Source organism: Inhella proteolytica, assembly GCF_016093275.1.
In the GTDB taxonomy this organism is placed as follows: domain Bacteria; phylum Pseudomonadota; class Gammaproteobacteria; order Burkholderiales; family Burkholderiaceae_C; genus Inhella; species Inhella proteolytica.
In genome coordinates this window covers 176,512-192,305 of sequence record NZ_JAEDAK010000009.1, presented here as the reverse complement: position 1 = coordinate 192,305, position 15,794 = coordinate 176,512, and the positions used below count along the sequence as shown (strand labels likewise).

At 69.2% G+C, this 15,794-nt stretch carries 17 protein-coding genes; 12 read left to right on the top strand and 5 right to left on the bottom strand.

Features of this window, described 5'->3' with window-relative positions; genetic code table 11:
- Positions 1-74: 74 nt before the first annotated feature.
- A complete protein-coding gene (locus tag I7X39_RS14335) occupies positions 75-542 on the top strand; it encodes a hypothetical protein (protein ID WP_198111849.1) in 468 nt (155 codons plus the stop codon).
- A gap of 319 nt (positions 543-861) precedes the next feature.
- Complete coding sequence (locus I7X39_RS14330) at positions 862-1,332, top strand: hypothetical protein (RefSeq protein WP_198111848.1); 471 nt, start codon at positions 862-864, stop codon at positions 1,330-1,332.
- 74 nt (positions 1,333-1,406) lie between these two features.
- On the opposite strand, the gene I7X39_RS14325 is transcribed toward I7X39_RS14330, so the two are convergent.
- Together I7X39_RS14325 and I7X39_RS14320 are read right to left on the bottom strand one after the other, a co-directional pair.
- Positions 1,407-1,688: a hypothetical protein gene (locus I7X39_RS14325; RefSeq protein WP_198111847.1), complete on the bottom strand. Its 282-nt coding sequence runs from the start codon at positions 1,686-1,688 to the stop codon at positions 1,407-1,409.
- Between the two features lie 146 nt (positions 1,689-1,834).
- Positions 1,835-2,521, bottom strand: a complete 687-nt coding sequence (locus I7X39_RS14320; RefSeq protein WP_198111846.1) for a pseudouridine synthase — start codon at positions 2,519-2,521, stop codon at positions 1,835-1,837.
- A gap of 62 nt (positions 2,522-2,583) precedes the next feature.
- Between I7X39_RS14320 and I7X39_RS14315 the strand changes: the two genes are divergently transcribed.
- The 7 genes from I7X39_RS14315 to I7X39_RS14285 all read left to right on the top strand — a co-directional run bounded on the left by I7X39_RS14315 (position 2,584) and on the right by I7X39_RS14285 (position 8,502).
- On the top strand, positions 2,584-3,762 hold the full coding sequence (locus tag I7X39_RS14315) for an isovaleryl-CoA dehydrogenase (RefSeq protein WP_198111845.1): 1,179 nt from the start codon (positions 2,584-2,586) through the stop codon (positions 3,760-3,762).
- Positions 3,762-4,136 (top strand): hypothetical protein, encoded by a 375-nt coding sequence (locus I7X39_RS14310; RefSeq protein ID WP_198111844.1) that lies wholly within the window; start codon positions 3,762-3,764, stop codon positions 4,134-4,136. Before I7X39_RS14315 ends, I7X39_RS14310 begins: the two co-directional genes overlap by 1 nt.
- Positions 4,133-4,657 carry a GNAT family N-acetyltransferase gene (locus I7X39_RS14305; RefSeq protein ID WP_198111843.1) on the top strand — a complete coding sequence of 175 codons (525 nt, stop codon included), beginning with the start codon at positions 4,133-4,135 and terminating at the stop codon, positions 4,655-4,657. Before I7X39_RS14310 ends, I7X39_RS14305 begins: the two co-directional genes overlap by 4 nt.
- Positions 4,654-5,319 carry a carbonate dehydratase gene (gene can, locus I7X39_RS14300; protein WP_198111842.1) on the top strand — a complete coding sequence of 222 codons (666 nt, stop codon included), beginning with the start codon at positions 4,654-4,656 and terminating at the stop codon, positions 5,317-5,319. Before I7X39_RS14305 ends, can begins: the two co-directional genes overlap by 4 nt.
- Positions 5,316-5,747, top strand: a complete 432-nt coding sequence (locus I7X39_RS14295; protein WP_198111841.1) for a hypothetical protein — start codon at positions 5,316-5,318, stop codon at positions 5,745-5,747. Before can ends, I7X39_RS14295 begins: the two co-directional genes overlap by 4 nt.
- Before the next feature lie 86 nt (positions 5,748-5,833).
- Entirely contained in the window at positions 5,834-7,585 is a 1,752-nt protein-coding gene (gene aceK, locus I7X39_RS14290; protein ID WP_198111840.1) for a bifunctional isocitrate dehydrogenase kinase/phosphatase, read from the top strand.
- Entirely contained in the window at positions 7,582-8,502 is a 921-nt protein-coding gene (locus tag I7X39_RS14285; protein WP_198111839.1) for a phosphotransferase family protein, read from the top strand. Before aceK ends, I7X39_RS14285 begins: the two co-directional genes overlap by 4 nt.
- 30 nt (positions 8,503-8,532) lie before the next feature.
- On the opposite strand, the gene I7X39_RS14280 is transcribed toward I7X39_RS14285, so the two are convergent.
- Complete coding sequence (locus tag I7X39_RS14280; RefSeq protein ID WP_198111838.1) at positions 8,533-10,308, bottom strand: hypothetical protein; 1,776 nt, start codon at positions 10,306-10,308, stop codon at positions 8,533-8,535.
- A gap of 190 nt (positions 10,309-10,498) precedes the next feature.
- Here I7X39_RS14280 and I7X39_RS14275 point away from each other — a divergent pair, with 190 nt between their 5' ends.
- On the top strand, positions 10,499-10,987 hold the full coding sequence (locus I7X39_RS14275; protein ID WP_198111837.1) for a hypothetical protein: 489 nt from the start codon (positions 10,499-10,501) through the stop codon (positions 10,985-10,987).
- Here I7X39_RS14275 and I7X39_RS14270 read toward each other — a convergent pair.
- Positions 10,980-11,867 (bottom strand): ribose-phosphate diphosphokinase, encoded by an 888-nt coding sequence (locus tag I7X39_RS14270; protein WP_198111836.1) that lies wholly within the window; start codon positions 11,865-11,867, stop codon positions 10,980-10,982. The genes I7X39_RS14275 and I7X39_RS14270 overlap by 8 nt on opposite strands.
- Positions 11,864-13,414, bottom strand: coding sequence for a thymidine phosphorylase family protein (locus I7X39_RS14265; RefSeq protein WP_198111835.1), 1,551 nt, complete (start codon positions 13,412-13,414; stop codon positions 11,864-11,866). The genes I7X39_RS14270 and I7X39_RS14265 overlap by 4 nt, the downstream gene beginning before the upstream one ends.
- 110 nt (positions 13,415-13,524) lie before the next feature.
- On the opposite strand from I7X39_RS14265, the gene I7X39_RS14260 reads away from it, so the two are divergent.
- Both I7X39_RS14260 and I7X39_RS14255 read left to right on the top strand, forming a co-directional pair.
- On the top strand, positions 13,525-15,189 hold the full coding sequence (locus I7X39_RS14260) for a response regulator (protein ID WP_198111834.1): 1,665 nt from the start codon (positions 13,525-13,527) through the stop codon (positions 15,187-15,189).
- A complete protein-coding gene (locus I7X39_RS14255) occupies positions 15,186-15,794 on the top strand; it encodes a sensor histidine kinase (protein ID WP_198111833.1) in 609 nt (202 codons plus the stop codon). The genes I7X39_RS14260 and I7X39_RS14255 overlap by 4 nt, the downstream gene beginning before the upstream one ends.

The window sequence follows — 15,794 nt, the reverse complement described above, 5'->3', positions numbered from 1 at the left end:
ACTTCAGATCCGGCGTGGGCATGGGCCCGCGCTGGGCTCTGGGTTCGTCAAACCAACGCCCCTTGGAGAGCACCATGACCCGCACCCGTCTGCAATCTTTCGCCCCCCTGCTGGCCGCCGTGCTGGCGCTCGGCTCCGGCGCCGCCCAGGCCCGTGACGACAACGCTCATCTGGACCGCGTGGAAGTCGCGGGCCAGTCGATGCGCGTAGACGTGAACCGCACCTGCCCGAACCTCGCCGCCGACCTGAGCGACGCGCTGGCCCGCAGCATCTATCGCGTGAACCTGGATGCCGACTACCAGGTCCGCTTCGACCTGCAGGGTGACCGTGTCAGCGCCGTGCAGGCCTTGGGCGGCCCGGTGGACTACCGCCAGGCCGTGCGCACCGCCATGCGCAAGGTCGACTGCCAGGACGCCCAGACCGCCGGCCAGGCGCAGCGCTTCGCCTTCGTGCTGGCGATCCGCAACAGCGACGAACCCGGCGGCGCGCAGCGCTTTGCCATCCGCGAGCTGCCGCAGCCGCTGACCGCCAGCGCCAACTGAAGCCCATTCGGCGGCTCCATCGGCCCCCTGCGACGCCAGGCCGACCTTCGGGTCGGCCTTTGTCTTTTTCAGTGCAAATCAGGTGCTAACCCTGATTGCTTCAGGGTCGTTTTTAAAGGTTGTGACGATTTGTTGCTGCGCGCAGAATCGACGCCCTGGTCGCCATACCTCAGGGGGGTGGGTGACCGGTTCCGGCCGCCGTCGTCTCGTGGCGCGCGACTCTGGGTGCTCCGGCCGGAAATCCACAGGCTGCGAAGGCGGGCGATGGCCCGCAGGGCCGTGGCTTGTACTCCGAACGACAAACCGAATGGAGAGCACCATGTCTGGAATGGGAACAACAAGAATCCTGCTGGGCGCTTGCGCGCTGTGCGTGAGCCCGCTGACTGCAGTGGCCGCGGACCCGGCGGCCCTGGATCGTGTGGAGGTATCGGGTCAGCACCAGGGCTTGCGCGTGGATGTGCAGCGCACCTGCCCGACGATGGCGGTCAGCCTGGATGACCGCCTGGCACGCAAGGTCGCGGAAATTGGACGTGACGCCGATTACCAAGTGCGTTTCGAACTGCGCGACGGCGTGATCAGCGGGGTTGAGACCCGCGGTGGGCCCATGGAGTACCGCCGCGCCGTGCGCAGCGCGGTCCGCTACTCGGAATGCCAGGACAGCCAGGCCTCAGCGGGCAAGACGCAGCGCTTTGCCTTCTTCCTGGCCATCCGGCCGGGGGCCGAGCCGGGTGCGGCGCCCACCGTGGCGATGCGCGAACTGGATCAGCGCACGCTGGCGCAGTCCGACTGACGCCTTTCGGCGGCGTGATCCGCCATGAAAAAAGCCGACCCTTGGGTCGGCTTTTTCGTCAGCGCAGCTTGGGCTTACTGGGCCTTCAGCTTGCCCTTGCGGTAGCTGAACTGGTGCTCTTCCACGGCCGGCTTGCCGGCGGCGGTGGGATTGGCGGCCAGCACCTTGGCGGGGTCCAGGCTGGCCAGGTACAGGTTGTACTGGCGCTCGTTGCAGCCCAGCTTGCCCTTGGTGTAGACGAACTCGTACTCGTTGGCGGCATTGCCTTCGCGGGCGGCGCATTCGGTACGCAGGCTGTCGTTGGCGGCAAAGGCGCTCAGCGGGGCGAGCAAGGCGATCAGGGCGAACTTCTTCATGGGGTTACCTCGGCGGGGCTGTGAATCAGGAGCCGCCGAACAGGCAGCCACTGCCCGGAATTTAGTCGGGATGCGGCGCCGGCGCATCGGGGCCAGTACCGCCCAATCGCGGGATGCAGCCGCTGATCCGGTGACTTAATACCGCTTCAAAGATCAGCCGGGTCGGCCCAGGTCCAGGCACCGGGGGGCAGATCGGCCGGGATGCGCAGCCGCCCGAAGCCGCTGCGGTGCAGGGCCTCCACGCGGTTGCCCACCGCAGCCACCATGCGCTTGACCTGGTGGTAGCGCCCACCCGTCAGGGTCAGGATCAGCCGCGTAGGTTCGAGCAGCTCGGCCGCGGCGGCCTGGATGGGTTCGGGATCGTCGTTCAGCACCACGCCCTTGAGCAGCTGCTGGCGCGCGGCCTCGTCCATCGGGTGCTTGAGCGTGGCCTCGTAGAGCTTCGGCACCTTCTTCTTCGGGTGCGTCAGGCGGTGGATGAGCGCGCCGTCGTCGGTCAGCAGCAGCAAGCCGGTGGTGTCCTCGTCCAGCCGGCCCACCGGCTGCACGCCACGCACGCGCAAGGGGCCGGGCAGCAGGCTCAGCACCGAAGGGTGGTGCTTGGGCTTCATGCTGCATTCAAAGCCGGTGGGCTTGTGTAGCAGGATCAGGGCCTTCTCGTGCACCGGCCAGTCCTGGCCTTCGATGGTCAGCACCAGGCCTGCGGGGTCGAGGTCGAGCTCGGGGTCGTCCAGCACCGCGCCGGCGCGCGAGACGGCGCCGTTGACGATCATGCCCAGGCACTCGTGCCGGGTGCCGAAGCCTTGGGAAAACAGGATCTGGGTCAGTCGCATGGCCGGCATCGTAGGGGGCGCTCCCTAGAATCCTTCTCTTTTCGGAAACTGCAGGTAACCCCATGAATCTCCCAGGTCTTGACTTCCAGTTGGGCGAGGACATCGACGCGCTGCGCGACGCAGTGCGCAGCTTCGCCGAGGCCGAGATCGCCCCGCGTGCCGCCGAGGCCGACCGCAGCGACCAGTTCCCGATGGACCTGTGGCGCAAGATGGGCGAGCTGGGCGTGCTGGGCATCACCGTGCCCGAGGAGTACGGCGGCGCCAACATGGGCTATCTGGCGCACATGGTGGCGATGGAGGAGATCAGCCGCGCCTCGGCCTCGATCGGCCTGAGCTACGGCGCGCACAGCAATCTGTGCGTCAACCAGATCAAGCGCAATGGCAGCGAGGCGCAGAAGCAGAAGTACCTGCCCAAGCTGATCAGCGGCGAGCATGTCGGCGCGCTGGCGATGAGCGAGCCGGGTGCCGGCTCCGACGTCATCAGCATGAAGCTCAAGGCCGAGGACAAGGGCGGCTACTACCTGCTGAACGGCAGCAAGATGTGGATCACCAATGGTCCCGACGCCGACACCATGGTGGTCTACGCCAAGACCGAGCCCGAGCTGGGCGCACGCGGCGTCACAGCCTTCATCGTCGAGAAGGGCATGAAGGGCTTCAGCACCGCGCAGAAGCTGGACAAGCTGGGCATGCGCGGCAGCCACACAGGCGAGATGGTGTTCCAGGACGTCGAGGTGCCGGCCGAGAACATCCTGGGCGGCCTGAACCAGGGCGCCAAGGTGCTGATGAGCGGCCTGGACTACGAGCGTGCCGTACTGGCCGCCGGCCCGATCGGCATCATGCAGGCGGTGATGGACAACGTGGTGCCCTACATCCACGACCGCAAGCAGTTCGGCCAGAGCATCGGTGAGTTCCAGCTCATCCAGGGCAAGGTGGCCGACATGTACACCGTGCTGCAGGCCGGCCGCAGCTTCTGCTACACGGTGGGCAAGAACCTGGACAAGCTGGGTGCCGCCCATGTGCGCCAGGTGCGCAAGGACTGCGCCTCCGTCATCCTCTGGTGCGCCGAGAAGGCCACCTGGATGGCCGGCGAAGGCATCCAGATTTATGGTGGCAATGGCTACATCAACGAGTACCCGCTGGGCCGCCTGTGGCGCGACGCCAAGCTGTACGAGATCGGCGCGGGCACGAGCGAAATCCGCCGCATGTTGATTGGCCGCGAACTCTTTGCGGAGACGATGTGATGGTGCTGGCCTTCGGCGCATTGATGGTGGTTCTGGGCCTGCTCTCGGGCGGGGTGCTGACGGCCGCCGCGCTGGAGGTCACGAAGCTGCAGCCGGGCTGGACGGCCTGGCTGGCCTACCCGGGCCTGACCCTGCTGGGCTACGGCCTCTTCGTGGTGCCGGCCAATGACGGGCCGATCCAGCTGATGACCAAGGTCAGCGGCGCCCTGTGCCTGCTGCTCGGCATGGTGGCCATCGCCGTGCTGGTGCTGCGCTCGCTGGGCTTTCTGGCCTTCGAGGGCGGCACCTTCACGCTCTGGTGGGTGTTCGGCTGCAGCCTGCTGCTGGGGCCGCTGGGCTGGCTGGGGGCGCGGGTGCCCAAGGCGGGCGTATGAGCGAGGAACGCATCGAACTGGGCCTGCCCGGCTGGCAGTTGCGCCGCTGGCGCGAGGCTGATGCCCCGGCGCTGCAGCGGCTGGCCGACGATGAGCGCATCGCGCGCTGGATGGTGGACACCTGGCCCATGCCCTACACGCTGGACGATGCGCGCTGGTGGGTCACTGAGGGCCACCAGGCCGGCAGCACCTGGGCGATCTGCCTGAACGATGCGCCGCAGGGCGGCTCCGGCTTCCACCCCGGCCAGGGCCCGCTGCGCTGCAATGCCGAGGTGGGCTGGTGGCTGGCGCCCACCTTCTGGGGCCTGGGCGTGACCAGCCGCGCGGCGCGGGAGGTGGTGGCGCAGGCGCTGGCCCAGCCGGACATCACGCGGGCCTTCGCCGGCATTTACGACGGCAATGCACCCTCCCGGCGCGTGGCCGAGAAGATCGGCATGCAGTACGAAGGCCTGCAGCGCCAGAGTGTGATCAAGCAAGGGCGGGTCCTGGACCGGCATCTGTACGCAAGCTATCGAGCATGAGTCAGGATCTCGACGAACTGTTTTCCAAGAACCGCGACTGGGCGGCCGCGCAGGAAAAGCGCCAGCCCGGCTTCTTCACGCGCCTGCTGGGCCAGCAGACGCCGCAATACCTGTGGATTGGCTGCGCCGACAGTCGCGTGCCGGCCAACGAGCTGGTGGGTCTGTTGCCCGGTGAGTTGTTCGTGCACCGCAATGTGGCGAACCTGGTGGTGCACACCGACCTGAATGCGCTCTCGGTCATCCAGTTCGCGGTGGATGGGCTGAAGGTGCAGCACATCATCGTCGTCGGCCATTCGCAATGCGGCGGCGTCAAGGCCGCGCTGGCCGGCGCCCGCCTGGGGCTGGTGGACAACTGGCTGCGCCATGTGCAGGACGTGCGCGACCAGCATGCCGCACTGCTCGAAAAGATCCCCGAAGCCCTGCGCGTGGACGCACTGGTGGAGCTGAACGTGCTGGAGCAGGCGCGCAACGTCTGCCACACCACGGTGGTGAAGGATGCCTGGGGGCGCGGCCAGTCGGTGGTGGTGCATGGCTGGGTCTATGGCCTGCACAACGGCCTGCTGCAGGACCTGCGCATCACGGCCGCCGGGCCGGACGATGTGATGCCGGCCTACCAGAAGGGCCTGGAGCGGGTGGCGCGGCGTTACCTGGCCGAGGAATGAGGTCCTGCTGGGGTGCACTGGTGATGCTGCTGGCTGCAGCCGCCCACGCCCAGGACGCACCGCGCATTGACGAGCTGCTGCGCTGCGACCCCGAGCGCGCCCTGCGCCTGCCCCTGCAGGGCTGCCAGCGCAACCCGGCTGCCGACGCGCGCGAGCTGGCTGCCGCCTGGGCCGATTGGCAGGCCCGCAACCAGGCCGCAGCGGACGCGGTGCGCCTGGGCTGCCGCCAGCAGTGGCTGCAGCGCGGCCGCGCCCGGGGTCAAACGGACGCGGACGCTCTGGCGCCTTACGAGCGCGCCTACCGCAGCCTGGACCAGCTGATGGCCACCGCGCCACCGCCTGAGCCGGCGCAGTGCGCCGCGATGGTGCGCAGTTTGCGCGAAGACGTGGTGCCCAGCCCACAACCGGCGGCCTCCGGCACGCGCTGACTTCGCCCGGCGCGGATGCTCGCGCCAAAGGCCTGGCGCGGCCGGGATAGTCTGGGGACTTGTGCAGTGACCGGACGGAGCCCGCGGTGTTTCCCCATCAGCTCAACGACCCCCGCGCCTACGAGATCGCGCAGGCCCTGCTGGGTGGCTTCAACCGCCACTTCCGCCTGTTCCGTGAGACCACCGCGAAGGCCAAGACGCGCTTCGAAAACGCCGACTGGCATGGCCAACAAAAGGCCCAGGCCGAGCGCATCGCCTTCTACGACCAACGGGTGGGCGAGTGCGTAGAGCTGCTGGAGCTCGGCTACGAGGCCTCGCAACTGCCCATGGATGTGTGGCAGCAGGTCAAGCTGCACTACATCGGCCTGCTGACCAACCACCTGCAGCCCGAGCTGGCCGAGACCTTTTTCAACTCGGTGTGCACGCGCATCCTGCACCACAGCTATTTCCACAACAGCTTCCTGTTCGTGCGCCCGGCCGTCAGCACCGAGTACATCGAGAACGACGAGCCCGCCGCCAAGCCCACCTACCGCGCCTACTACCCCGAGCCCGGCAAGCTGGACCAGACCTTCCGCCGCATCGTCACCAACTTCCAGCTCAAGGCCCCGTTCGAGGACCCCGAGCGCGACACCCGTGCCGTGATGGCCGCGGTGGATCGCCAGATGGCCGGCGCCAAATGGCGCACCAATTTCCAGGTGCAGGTGCTCTCCAGCCTGTTCTTCCGCAACAAGGGCGCCTATGTGGTGGGCAAGATCATCAACGGCTTCCACGAGACGCCGTTCGCGCTGCCCATCCTGCATGGCGACAAAGGCCTGGTGATCGACGGCGCGCTGTTCGGCGAGGACGACCTGCTCATGCTCTTCAGCTTCGCGCGCGCCTACTTCATGGTGGACATGGAAGTGCCCTCGGCTACGGTGCAGTTCCTGCGCAGCCTGATGCCCAGGAAGCCGCGCGCCGAGCTCTACAACGCCATCGGCCTGCAGAAGCACGGCAAGAACCTGTTCTATCGCGACCTGCTCTACCACTTGCGCCACTCCAGCGACAAGTTCCGCATCGCCCCCGGCATCAAGGGCATGGTGATGCTGGTGTTCGACCTGCCCAGCTTCCCCTTCGTGTTCAAGCTGATCAAGGACTTCTACCCGCCGCAGAAGGACACCACGCGCGAGCTGATCCAGAGCAAGTACCTGCTGGTCAAGCAGCACGACCGCGTCGGCCGCATGGCCGACACGCTGGAGTACAGCAACGTCGCGCTGCCGCGCCACCGCTTCGAGGAGGAGCTCATCAAGGAGCTGCGCCATTTCTGCCCCAGCCTGCTGGAGGAGAACGGCGACGACATCGTGCTCAAGCATGTCTACATCGAGCGCCGCATGGTGCCCCTGAACATCTACTTGCAGGACGCCAGCGACGCGCAGCGCGAGGCCGCGGTGCTCGAGTACGGCAATGCCATCAAGGACCTGGTGGCGGCCAACATCTTCCCGGGCGACATGCTGTGGAAGAACTTCGGCGTCACCCGCCAGGGCAAGGTGGTGTTCTACGACTACGACGAGATCGAGTACCTCACCGACTGCAACTTCCGCAAGGTGCCTGCACCGCGCAACGAGGAAGAGGAGATGAGCGGCGAGATCTGGTACACGGTCAACAAGGGCGACGTGTTCCCGGAAACCTTCGGCCCCTTCCTGCTCGGCCACCCCGGCGTGCGCGAGCCCTTCATGAAGCACCATGCCGATCTGCTGGATCCGGCCTTCTGGCAGGGCCACAAGGAACGCATCCTGGCCGGCCATGTGCATGATGTGTTCCCCTACGACGCCAGCCGGCGCTTTGCGCGCTCCACTGCATGAATGAATTGAAGTTCCCCGCGTTCGACGGCCCGGCCGGGTTCGACGCCCTGCACGACGAGCCGCAACGCTGGCAACCGCTGCTGACCGAGCTGGCGCGTGGCCTGGGGCTGGCGGGGGCGGTGCAGCCCCTGGGCGAGGGCACGGTGCTGGTGGCCGGCGTGGGCGAGCAGCAGATCCTGAAGCTCTACCCGCCTTTTCTGCGCGATCACTGGGCCTTCGAACGCGGCCTGCTTCAGCGCCTGCACGGGCGCCTGGCCGTGCCGACGCCCGAACTGCAGGCCAGCGGCGAGCAGCAGGGCTGGGCCTGGACGCTGATGAGCCGCCTGCCCGGCCAGCCGCTGAGCCGCATCTGGCCGCAGCTGGACGAAGCCCGACGCGGCGCGCTGCTGCGCCAGATCGGCGCGCTGGCCGCGCAGGTGCATGCGCTGCCGGTGGGGGAGCAGGCTGCGTTGGCGCCGCGCTGGGAAGATTTCATCGCTCGCCAGCGCGCCGGCTGCCTGGCCCGCCAGCGCCGCACCGGCCTGCCCGAGCACCTGCTGGCCGAGGTCGAGGCCTGCATCGCCGGCCCGCTGCCCGCGGGCCCGGACGTGCTGCTGACTGGCGAGTACACGCCCATGAACCTGCTGGTGGATGCCGAAGGCAAGCAGCTCACCGGCATGTTCGATTTCGGCGACGGCCTGGTGGGCCCAGCCGCCTACGACCATGGAGGTCCGTTGTGCTTCCTGGCCGCCGGTCATGCGGCGCGGGTGGCCGCGTACTTCGACGGCTATGGCCTGCGCCAGTGGGACCGCGAGGTGCAGCTTCGCCTCCTGCTGCTGCATCGCTACAGCTGCCTGCGCCTGCAGCTGGCCGGCTGCCCGGGCTGGGAGCAGGCGACCAGCCTGGCCGATCTGGCGCGCCGGCTCTGGCCGGACTGACGGCCGCTCAGACCCCGGGGCGGAAGCCGTTCAGGCGCTGCCGGCGTGGCGTGCCTGGGCGTCGCGCACATAGGCCAGCGCGGCCTCGCGCATCAGCGGCACGAAGACCTCCGGGTGCTTGACCGGTACCGAGCGCGCCTCCCACCCGTCCTTGCCCACCGCCAGTCGGTAGGCCAGCTTGGCCTGCCGCTGCCGTTCCTGGGCTGCGATGAAGTCGGCCGCGTTCTTCCACGGGCGCAGCGCCAGCCCCGGCGTGTGCGCCAGCTCGTGCGCCACGCGGGCGCGGTGCAGCTCGATCACCTCTTCCAGCGGCAGCGAGGCATCGACGAACAGCACGTCCACTTGCGGCCCGCCGCCAAAGTAGTTGCGGCCGCGGCTCTGGCTGGTGATGAGCTGGCGTCCGTCGCTGAACTCGGTCTCCAACTCGCTCACCTGCAGGGCGGCCACCGCGGTGCTCAGCAGCGTGGCCTCGCCGGACGGATGGGGCCAGACGCCGGTCAAGGTGATGGCGCCAAAGCGCTCGGAGTAGTCCTGGATTTCGATCCAGGCCAGGCGCTCGAAGCCGAGCTGCTGCATCTGGGCATCGAACTCGGCCAGGCGCGGGTGCAGTTCCGCCGCGCGCGGGTGCGCCTCGCGGCAGCGCAGGGGCTCGAAGGCAAGCAGGCCGGCCAGCTTGGGGGCCAGGGTCTGCGCCAGGGCTTCCAGTTCGGCCAGCTCCTCCGCGCTGGGGGCGCTGTTTTCGGCCTCGATGGCGGGACGCGCCTCGGCCAACTGGCCTTCCAGCTCACTGCGCAGGCGGGCCATGTTCTCGTTCATCTCGGCCAGGAAGGCCGCGGCCGCCTCGCTGCGCGGGGGGCTGTCGGCGCCTTGCCCCAGGCGCGCCACGGCCTCTTCCAGCCCACCCAGCAAGTCGTCGGAGAGGGCGCTGCGGCCGGCGGCGCAGCGCCGCGCCCAGTCGGCGGACTCGGTGGCCGCGTCCTCGTCGCCCTGGGCGCGCCAGGTCTGGGCGGCGGCTTCGAAGGCCTGGGCGGCGGCCGCAAAGTCACTCAGGCCCAGGTGCAGGCGGGCGCGCAGGTCCAGCAGCTCGGCGTCCTGGGGCTGCGCGGCCAATGCAGCGTCCACCGCCTGGTGGGCGCGGCGGCACAGGGCCGGGTCGTGCAAGCCGCCGGCGTAGTCCACCGCAAAGCCCACCGGGGGGCGCTCGTCCGGCGTTTCAAAGTCCGGCCCCTGGTGGGCCAGGGACGCCCAGGCCAGCGCCCGTTGACGGCGCAGTGCCGGGGCCTCGGGCCAGCGGGCGCCAGCGCGCAGCGCGATGGCCAGCAGGCTCCAGTCCTGCCCGAACACGCGTTCCTGCCAGCCTTGCAGCAGTTGCTCTACAAAGTCGGCATCGGCCTTCGGGTGCTGGGCCAGGCGGCGCAACTCTTGCAGGGACAGCTGCTCCAGGGCCAGGCGCTGGGCCTCTTCGGCCTGGGCGGCTGCTTCGGCCGCTGCGTCGTCCAGTTCCTCGTCTTCGTTTCCGTCGTACGCCGGCGCGGCGAGATAACCCGCCCAGCGGTGGCGGTGCAGGGCCAGGGTCAAAGCGCTCTGGAGATCGTCCGCATCGGCCTGCACCAGGGCGCTCAGGTCCTCGATCTGCAGTTCGCGCAGGCCGATGGCTTCGCTCAGGCGCAGGCGCAGCTGGCGCAGCGCCCGATCCTGCGGGGCCGCCGCAATGGCCTGCCCCAGGCGCGCCAGCAGCTCATCCAGATCGGTTTCGCTGTCGTCCTCGAAGGCGGCATCGACGGCGCGGGCAAGGTCTGCGTGCATGGGGAGCGGGGCGGAAAGGTTGGGGTGATCAGCATAGGTCGGAAGGACCGTTCGCCGGGGGATGCACTTCGGCATGGGACAGTTGCATGAATGAACCTGCGGCGTCACCCCTGCCGGCTTCTGGCCCTGGCGCTGACCGCGTCAATGCGGAGGGTGGCCGACGACGCCGCGCGACTGCTGAAGGAACCCCATGAATTGGCATGAGTTTTGGGAAATGGCCAGCTTCGTGGTCACCGTGATCGGCCTGCCTTTTGCCGTCATCGTGTTCATGAAACAGGAACGCGCCGAGCGCGAGAACGAGGAGGAGGAGGCCTACCTGCTGCTGGCCAATGCCTACAACGACTTCCTCAAGGTGGTGCTGGCCAACAGCGACCTGCAACTGCGCACCACCGCTGCGCTGGAGAACCCCACGCCCGAGCAGCGCGAGCGCATGCAGGTGATCTTCGACATGCTGGTCAGCCTGTTCGAGCGCGCCTACCTCGTGGCCTACAAGGAGGACATGAGCGCGAGCGAGCGGCGGCGCTGGAACAGCTGGGACGACTACATGCGCGAATGGTGCGCGCGTGACGACTTCTTCTTCAGCCTGCCGGCCCTGCTGCGCGGCGAGGACGCCGGCTTCCAGGCCTACATCCAACGCGTCGCGCAAGAGGTGCGCGGCAGCGCCATCCTGCTCAGTTGAGCAGGGCCTGCGCCAGCAGCGGCGCCACCGCCACCGCATTGCTGGGGTGGGGCACGCAGTCGCTGCTCCAGATCTGACCCACACCGGCCGCGCGCACGCGCGCCTCGGCCTCGCCCACGAACAGCGCATGCGTCACGGCCACGTCCACCGAGGCGGCGCCGGCCGCCAAGGCCAGGCGCGCGGCCAGGGCCAGCGTGCCGCCGGTGCTGGCCACATCGTCCAGCAGCACCACGGCACGGCCCTGCCAGTCCAGCCCCGTGGGCAAGGCGATCTGCACCTGCAGATCGCCGTGGCGCTCCTTGTGGCAGACGGCATGGGCGAGACCCGTGGCGGCGCCGGCCGCGGCCACCCATTGCTCCGCCTCGCCATCCGGTGCCAGCAGCAGCGCGCCGGGGCGCTGCGCGGCCACAAAACGGCCCAGCAGGGGCGCGGCACTCAGGGCCACGCCCTGGCAGCCGGGCATCACCGCGTCCAGCGTGGCCACGCGGTGCAGATGCGGGTCCACCGTCAGCACGGCGTCGAAGGCCCGTGCCAGCAGGGCACCCATATGGCGTTGGCTCACCACCTCGCCGGGTGTGAACTCGATGTCCTGACGCATATAGCCCAGATAGGGCGTGACGAGGCGGAGTCGCTGCGCGCCCAGCTCGCGCGCGCCGCCGGCCACCAGCAGCAGCTCGGCCAGGCGCTCGTTCGCCTGCTGCAAGCCGCGCAGCAGCACGGTGTGGGCAGGCAGGCGGGGCGGCAGGCGCAGGCGGCTCTCGCCATCGGGGAAGCGGTGCACCTCCACCAGGGCCAGCGGGCAGCCCAGCTCTTGCGCCAGCGCCTGGGCCAGCGCGGCCTCGTCGGCCCAGGCCAGCAGCAACTGCGGGGCGCTGCTCATTCGGAGGCCACGAAGTCACGCGGCAGCTCGGTGCTGCTGCCAATGCGCCAGCCGCTGTCGGTCTCGGCCAGTTCGCGGGCGAACTGCAGGTCGGCGTCGAAGCGGGCGTGGATGCGGTAGAGCAACTGGCCTTCCTGCACCGTGTCGCCCAGGCGCACGCGCAGGTCGATGCCAGCTTCGGGCACCTGCGGGGCGCCGGAGAGCCGGGCGATGCGCGCCAGCCGGTGGTTGTCGGCCGCCACCACCACGCCGGAGCGCGGTGCGCGTACCTCGTGCAGCAGCGCGGCCGTGGGCGATGGCGCGCCGCGCCGGCCCTGGGCGTCGATCAGGGCCTGCATCTGCGCCAGCGCACGGCCGCTTTCCAGGATGTCGCGCGCGATGCGCCAGCCCTCGCCGCCGCGCACGTCGGGGTCGAACTCGATCATGCGGCCGGCCAGCCAGAGCGCTTTCTGCCGCAGGTCCTGCGGCGCCTCGGGGTCGTTTTGCAGCACCTGCATCACGTCACGCGCTTCCAGCACCGGGCCCACGCCGCGGCCGATCGGCTGGCGGCCATCGCTCACCATCACCTCCAGCTGCAGGCCCAGGCGGCCGGCCACGTACTCGAACAAGCGCTTGAGCCGGTTGGCTTCGGGCATCGAGCGCACCTTGGCGCTGGGCCCCACGGGGATGTCCAGCACCAGATGGGTGGAGCCGGCGGCGATCTTCTTGCTCAGGATCGAGGCCACCATCTGGCCGGGCGAGTCGATGGCCAGCGGCCGCTCGACCGAGATCAGGATGTCGTCGGCCGGCGAGAGATCGGCCGTGCCGCCCCAGGCCAGGCAGCCGCGCGTGCTGCGCACGATCTTCTGCAGGCGCTCCATCGGCAGCTCCACCTCGGCCAGCACCTCCATGGTGTCGGCCGTGCCGGCCGGGCTGGTGATGGCGCGCGAGCTGGTCTTGGGGCACCACATGCCATGGGCGGTGACGATGGGCACCACCAGCATCGAGGTGCGGTTGCCCGGAATGCCGCCGATGCAGTGCTTGTCCACCACCGGGCCCAGGCCGATGTCCTGGCGCCAGTCGATGCGCTGGCCGGCGGCGATCATGGCCTCGGTCAGATGCAGCACCTCGTCACGGTCCAGCTCGAACTGGTTGGTGGCCACCACAAAGGCCGCCAGCTCGATCTTCGAATAGCGCGCGGCGGCGATGTCGGCCATCACTGCGAACAGATCGGCGCGCCCCAGGCGCTCGCCGGCGATCTTGCGGTGCAGGGCGGCGATGGACGGCGGCGGCTCGGCGTGCTCGATGCGTGCGGCATGCCCTTCCTCGACCTGCAGGCGTGCGAAGGCCTCCTTGGAAAGCCCGAGATCGCAGGGCGGCACGATGCGCTCGTCGTCCACGACGTTCAGCACCGCGGCGATCGCCTGGCCATTGGCGTGCACGGTCACCTTGGAGAGGGCCTGGAAGCCCTCGGCGCGCACCACCGGGCAGTCCCGGTGCAGATAGGCCACGTTCTCTCGCCAGGTGTCGATGCCGACACGGCGGATGTGCAGGGTGGGGTTTTGCATAGGACAAGCCTACCGTGAGCGAGTTGCCAAAGCCGTGCGCCAGATCAGAGGATGCGCGGCGACGCAGCGCGTAAGCTCTCGAAGGCCAATCCAGGCAGGGAGACTCAAGGGTGCGAATCGACAACCCCTATGCCGGCATCGAGGCCCTGGTCGTCGACGACATGGCCACGCAGCAGACCACCTTGCGCAGCCAGCTGCACATGGTGGGCATCGAGCATGTGGATGCGGCCGGATCGGCCGAGGACGCGCTGCGCCAGATCCGCAACAAGCGCTACCAGCTGATCCTGTGCGACTACAACCTCAACCACAAGACCGACGGTCAGCAGCTTTTCGAGTACCTGCGTGACAACAGGATCCTGGCACCCGACTGCCTGTTCTTCATGGTTACGGCGGAGAGCAACTACAGCGCGGTGGCCTCGGCCAGCGAGCAGGTGCCTGATGCCTACCTGCTCAAGCCCATCACCGCGGGCGATATCGAAGAGCGTCTGAAGGCGCAGCTGGAAAAGCGCCAGGCCCTGCTGCCCATCACCAAGGCCATCGCCAAGGAAGACCTGAACGCCGCGCTGGCCGCCGCCGACGAGCTGCTGGCGCGCAAGGACCGCTGGTTCATGCAGGCCTTGCAATACAAGGGCCAGCTGCAGCTGCAGCTGGGCATGGTGGACGAGGCCAAGCTGGCCTACCAGCAGGCCCTGCAGCTGCGCCCCGGCCTGCTGTGGGCGCAGATCGGCCTGATGCGCGCCTACAAGGCCGGCGGCGCCTTTGAGGCCTGCCGCAACCTGGCGCAGGAGGTGCTGGCCAGCCGCGATGGCGCGAAATGCCTGGCCGCCTTCGATCTGCTGGCCGAAGCCCTGGAAGGCCAGGGCGACACGGCCGGCGCGCTTGAAGCCATGAAGCAGGCCGCGCAGGCCGTGCCTTCCACCCGCCGCCAGCGCCTGATGGCCGACACCGCCTACCGCAGCGGTGACCTGGGCGCCGCCAAGCAGGCCTATGCCAAGGCCTACAAGGGCAGCCAGGGTTCGATGATGGGCCAGCCGCAGGATGCGCTGGCGCTGGCGCAGACCCTGGTGGAGCAAGGCGAAACCCAGGAGGCGCTGACCCTGCTGACCGAGGCCCACGCGCGCGGGACCCGCGGCGCCGCCTTCGACCAGGTGGCCCTGGCCATCAAGGCCCAGGCGCTCGCCGCCGCGGGCGAGACCGAGCGCGCCCAGGCCGCCGCCCGCCAGGCGCTGGAGATGCAGGCCGGCGCCGGCAGCAAGGGCGACTTCGCCACCTTGGCGCTCGCGCGTGCGGCGCTGGCCACCGGCCAGAACGATCGCGCCTTGGCCCTGATGCGCCAGGCCCTGTGCGCCGACCACGAGAACAAGCGCATGCAGCAGCTCGTCACTCGCGCGCTGCAGGATCACGGCCAGGGCGAGCAGGCCGAGGCCCTGATCGCCAGCGCCACCCAGAGCCTGAAGACGCGGCTGTTCGAGGCCAAGCGCCTGCTGCGCAGCGGCAAGCTGGATGAAGCCCTCGCGGCCATCGAGGAAGAGCTGCGCGAGTACCCCGAGAACACCACCGTGCTGCTGGAGTGCACGCAGATGAACTGCATGTGGCTGCGCCTGAACAAGAGCCTGGACCCCGTGCGCCTGGAGCGCGTGCGCGACTACCTGGAGCGCCTGGAAACCCTGCTGCCCGGCCATGAGCGCGTGGCGCAGATGCGCCGCTACCTGCGCGAGACCCTGGCCACGCTGCAGCGTGACGGCAACTTCAGCATCAGCAAAGACAAGGCGTGAATCGCGAACTCGTGGCCCTGCTGGCGCACGACCTGAAGAACCAGCTCGGGCAATTGGAAGCCGAACTGGCCAGCCTGAGCCTGCAGCCGGATGCCGCCCGCGCCACGCGCGCGCACCAGCATTGCGCCCAGCTGCGCCAGCGCCTGGTGGCCTACCTGACCCTGTACGGCGGCCGCCAGGGCCTGCGCGCGCAGCTGGAGGACGAAGCCCCGGCCGACTTCCTGCGCACCTTGGAGCACATTGCCTCGCGCCCGGAAGGGGCGCCGCTGCACCTGTGTCCGGCCGCGGGGCTGCCTCCCTACTGGTACTTCGACGCCCGCCTGGTGCGCCTGGCGCTGGAAGCCGCGCTCCACAACGCCTGGCGCTTCGCACGCGCCGAGGTGCTGCTCTCGGTGCAATCGCAGGCGGGTGGGCTCCTGTTCACGGTGGAAGACGACGGCCCGGGCCTGGGCAGTCAAGATCCCAGCGCCCAGAGCTCCACCGGCCTGGGGATGCAGCTGTGCGCCGCCGTGGCGCGCGCGCACCGGCGCGAGGCCGTGCGCGGTCGGGTGGACCTGCTGCCGCGCGTGGGCGGAGGCACGCGCTTCGAGCTCTGGTTGCCCTGA

Coding starts and splice junctions, on each gene's coding strand:
- I7X39_RS14295 (WP_198111841.1), top strand. CDS start 5,316: ATGAGGTCCTGCTGGGGTGCACTGGTGATGCTGCTGGCTGCAGCCGCC.
- I7X39_RS14325 (WP_198111847.1), bottom strand. CDS start 1,688: ATGAAGAAGTTCGCCCTGATCGCCTTGCTCGCCCCGCTGAGCGCCTTT.
- I7X39_RS14285 (WP_198111839.1), top strand. CDS start 7,582: ATGAATGAATTGAAGTTCCCCGCGTTCGACGGCCCGGCCGGGTTCGAC.
- I7X39_RS14275 (WP_198111837.1), top strand. CDS start 10,499: ATGAATTGGCATGAGTTTTGGGAAATGGCCAGCTTCGTGGTCACCGTG.
- can (WP_198111842.1), top strand. CDS start 4,654: ATGAGTCAGGATCTCGACGAACTGTTTTCCAAGAACCGCGACTGGGCG.
- I7X39_RS14320 (WP_198111846.1), bottom strand. CDS start 2,521: ATGCGACTGACCCAGATCCTGTTTTCCCAAGGCTTCGGCACCCGGCAC.
- I7X39_RS14330 (WP_198111848.1), top strand. CDS start 862: ATGTCTGGAATGGGAACAACAAGAATCCTGCTGGGCGCTTGCGCGCTG.
- I7X39_RS14305 (WP_198111843.1), top strand. CDS start 4,133: ATGAGCGAGGAACGCATCGAACTGGGCCTGCCCGGCTGGCAGTTGCGC.
- I7X39_RS14280 (WP_198111838.1), bottom strand. CDS start 10,308: ATGCACGCAGACCTTGCCCGCGCCGTCGATGCCGCCTTCGAGGACGAC.
- I7X39_RS14315 (WP_198111845.1), top strand. CDS start 2,584: ATGAATCTCCCAGGTCTTGACTTCCAGTTGGGCGAGGACATCGACGCG.
- I7X39_RS14265 (WP_198111835.1), bottom strand. CDS start 13,414: ATGCAAAACCCCACCCTGCACATCCGCCGTGTCGGCATCGACACCTGG.
- I7X39_RS14335 (WP_198111849.1), top strand. CDS start 75: ATGACCCGCACCCGTCTGCAATCTTTCGCCCCCCTGCTGGCCGCCGTG.
- I7X39_RS14310 (WP_198111844.1), top strand. CDS start 3,762: ATGGTGCTGGCCTTCGGCGCATTGATGGTGGTTCTGGGCCTGCTCTCG.
- I7X39_RS14270 (WP_198111836.1), bottom strand. CDS start 11,867: ATGAGCAGCGCCCCGCAGTTGCTGCTGGCCTGGGCCGACGAGGCCGCG.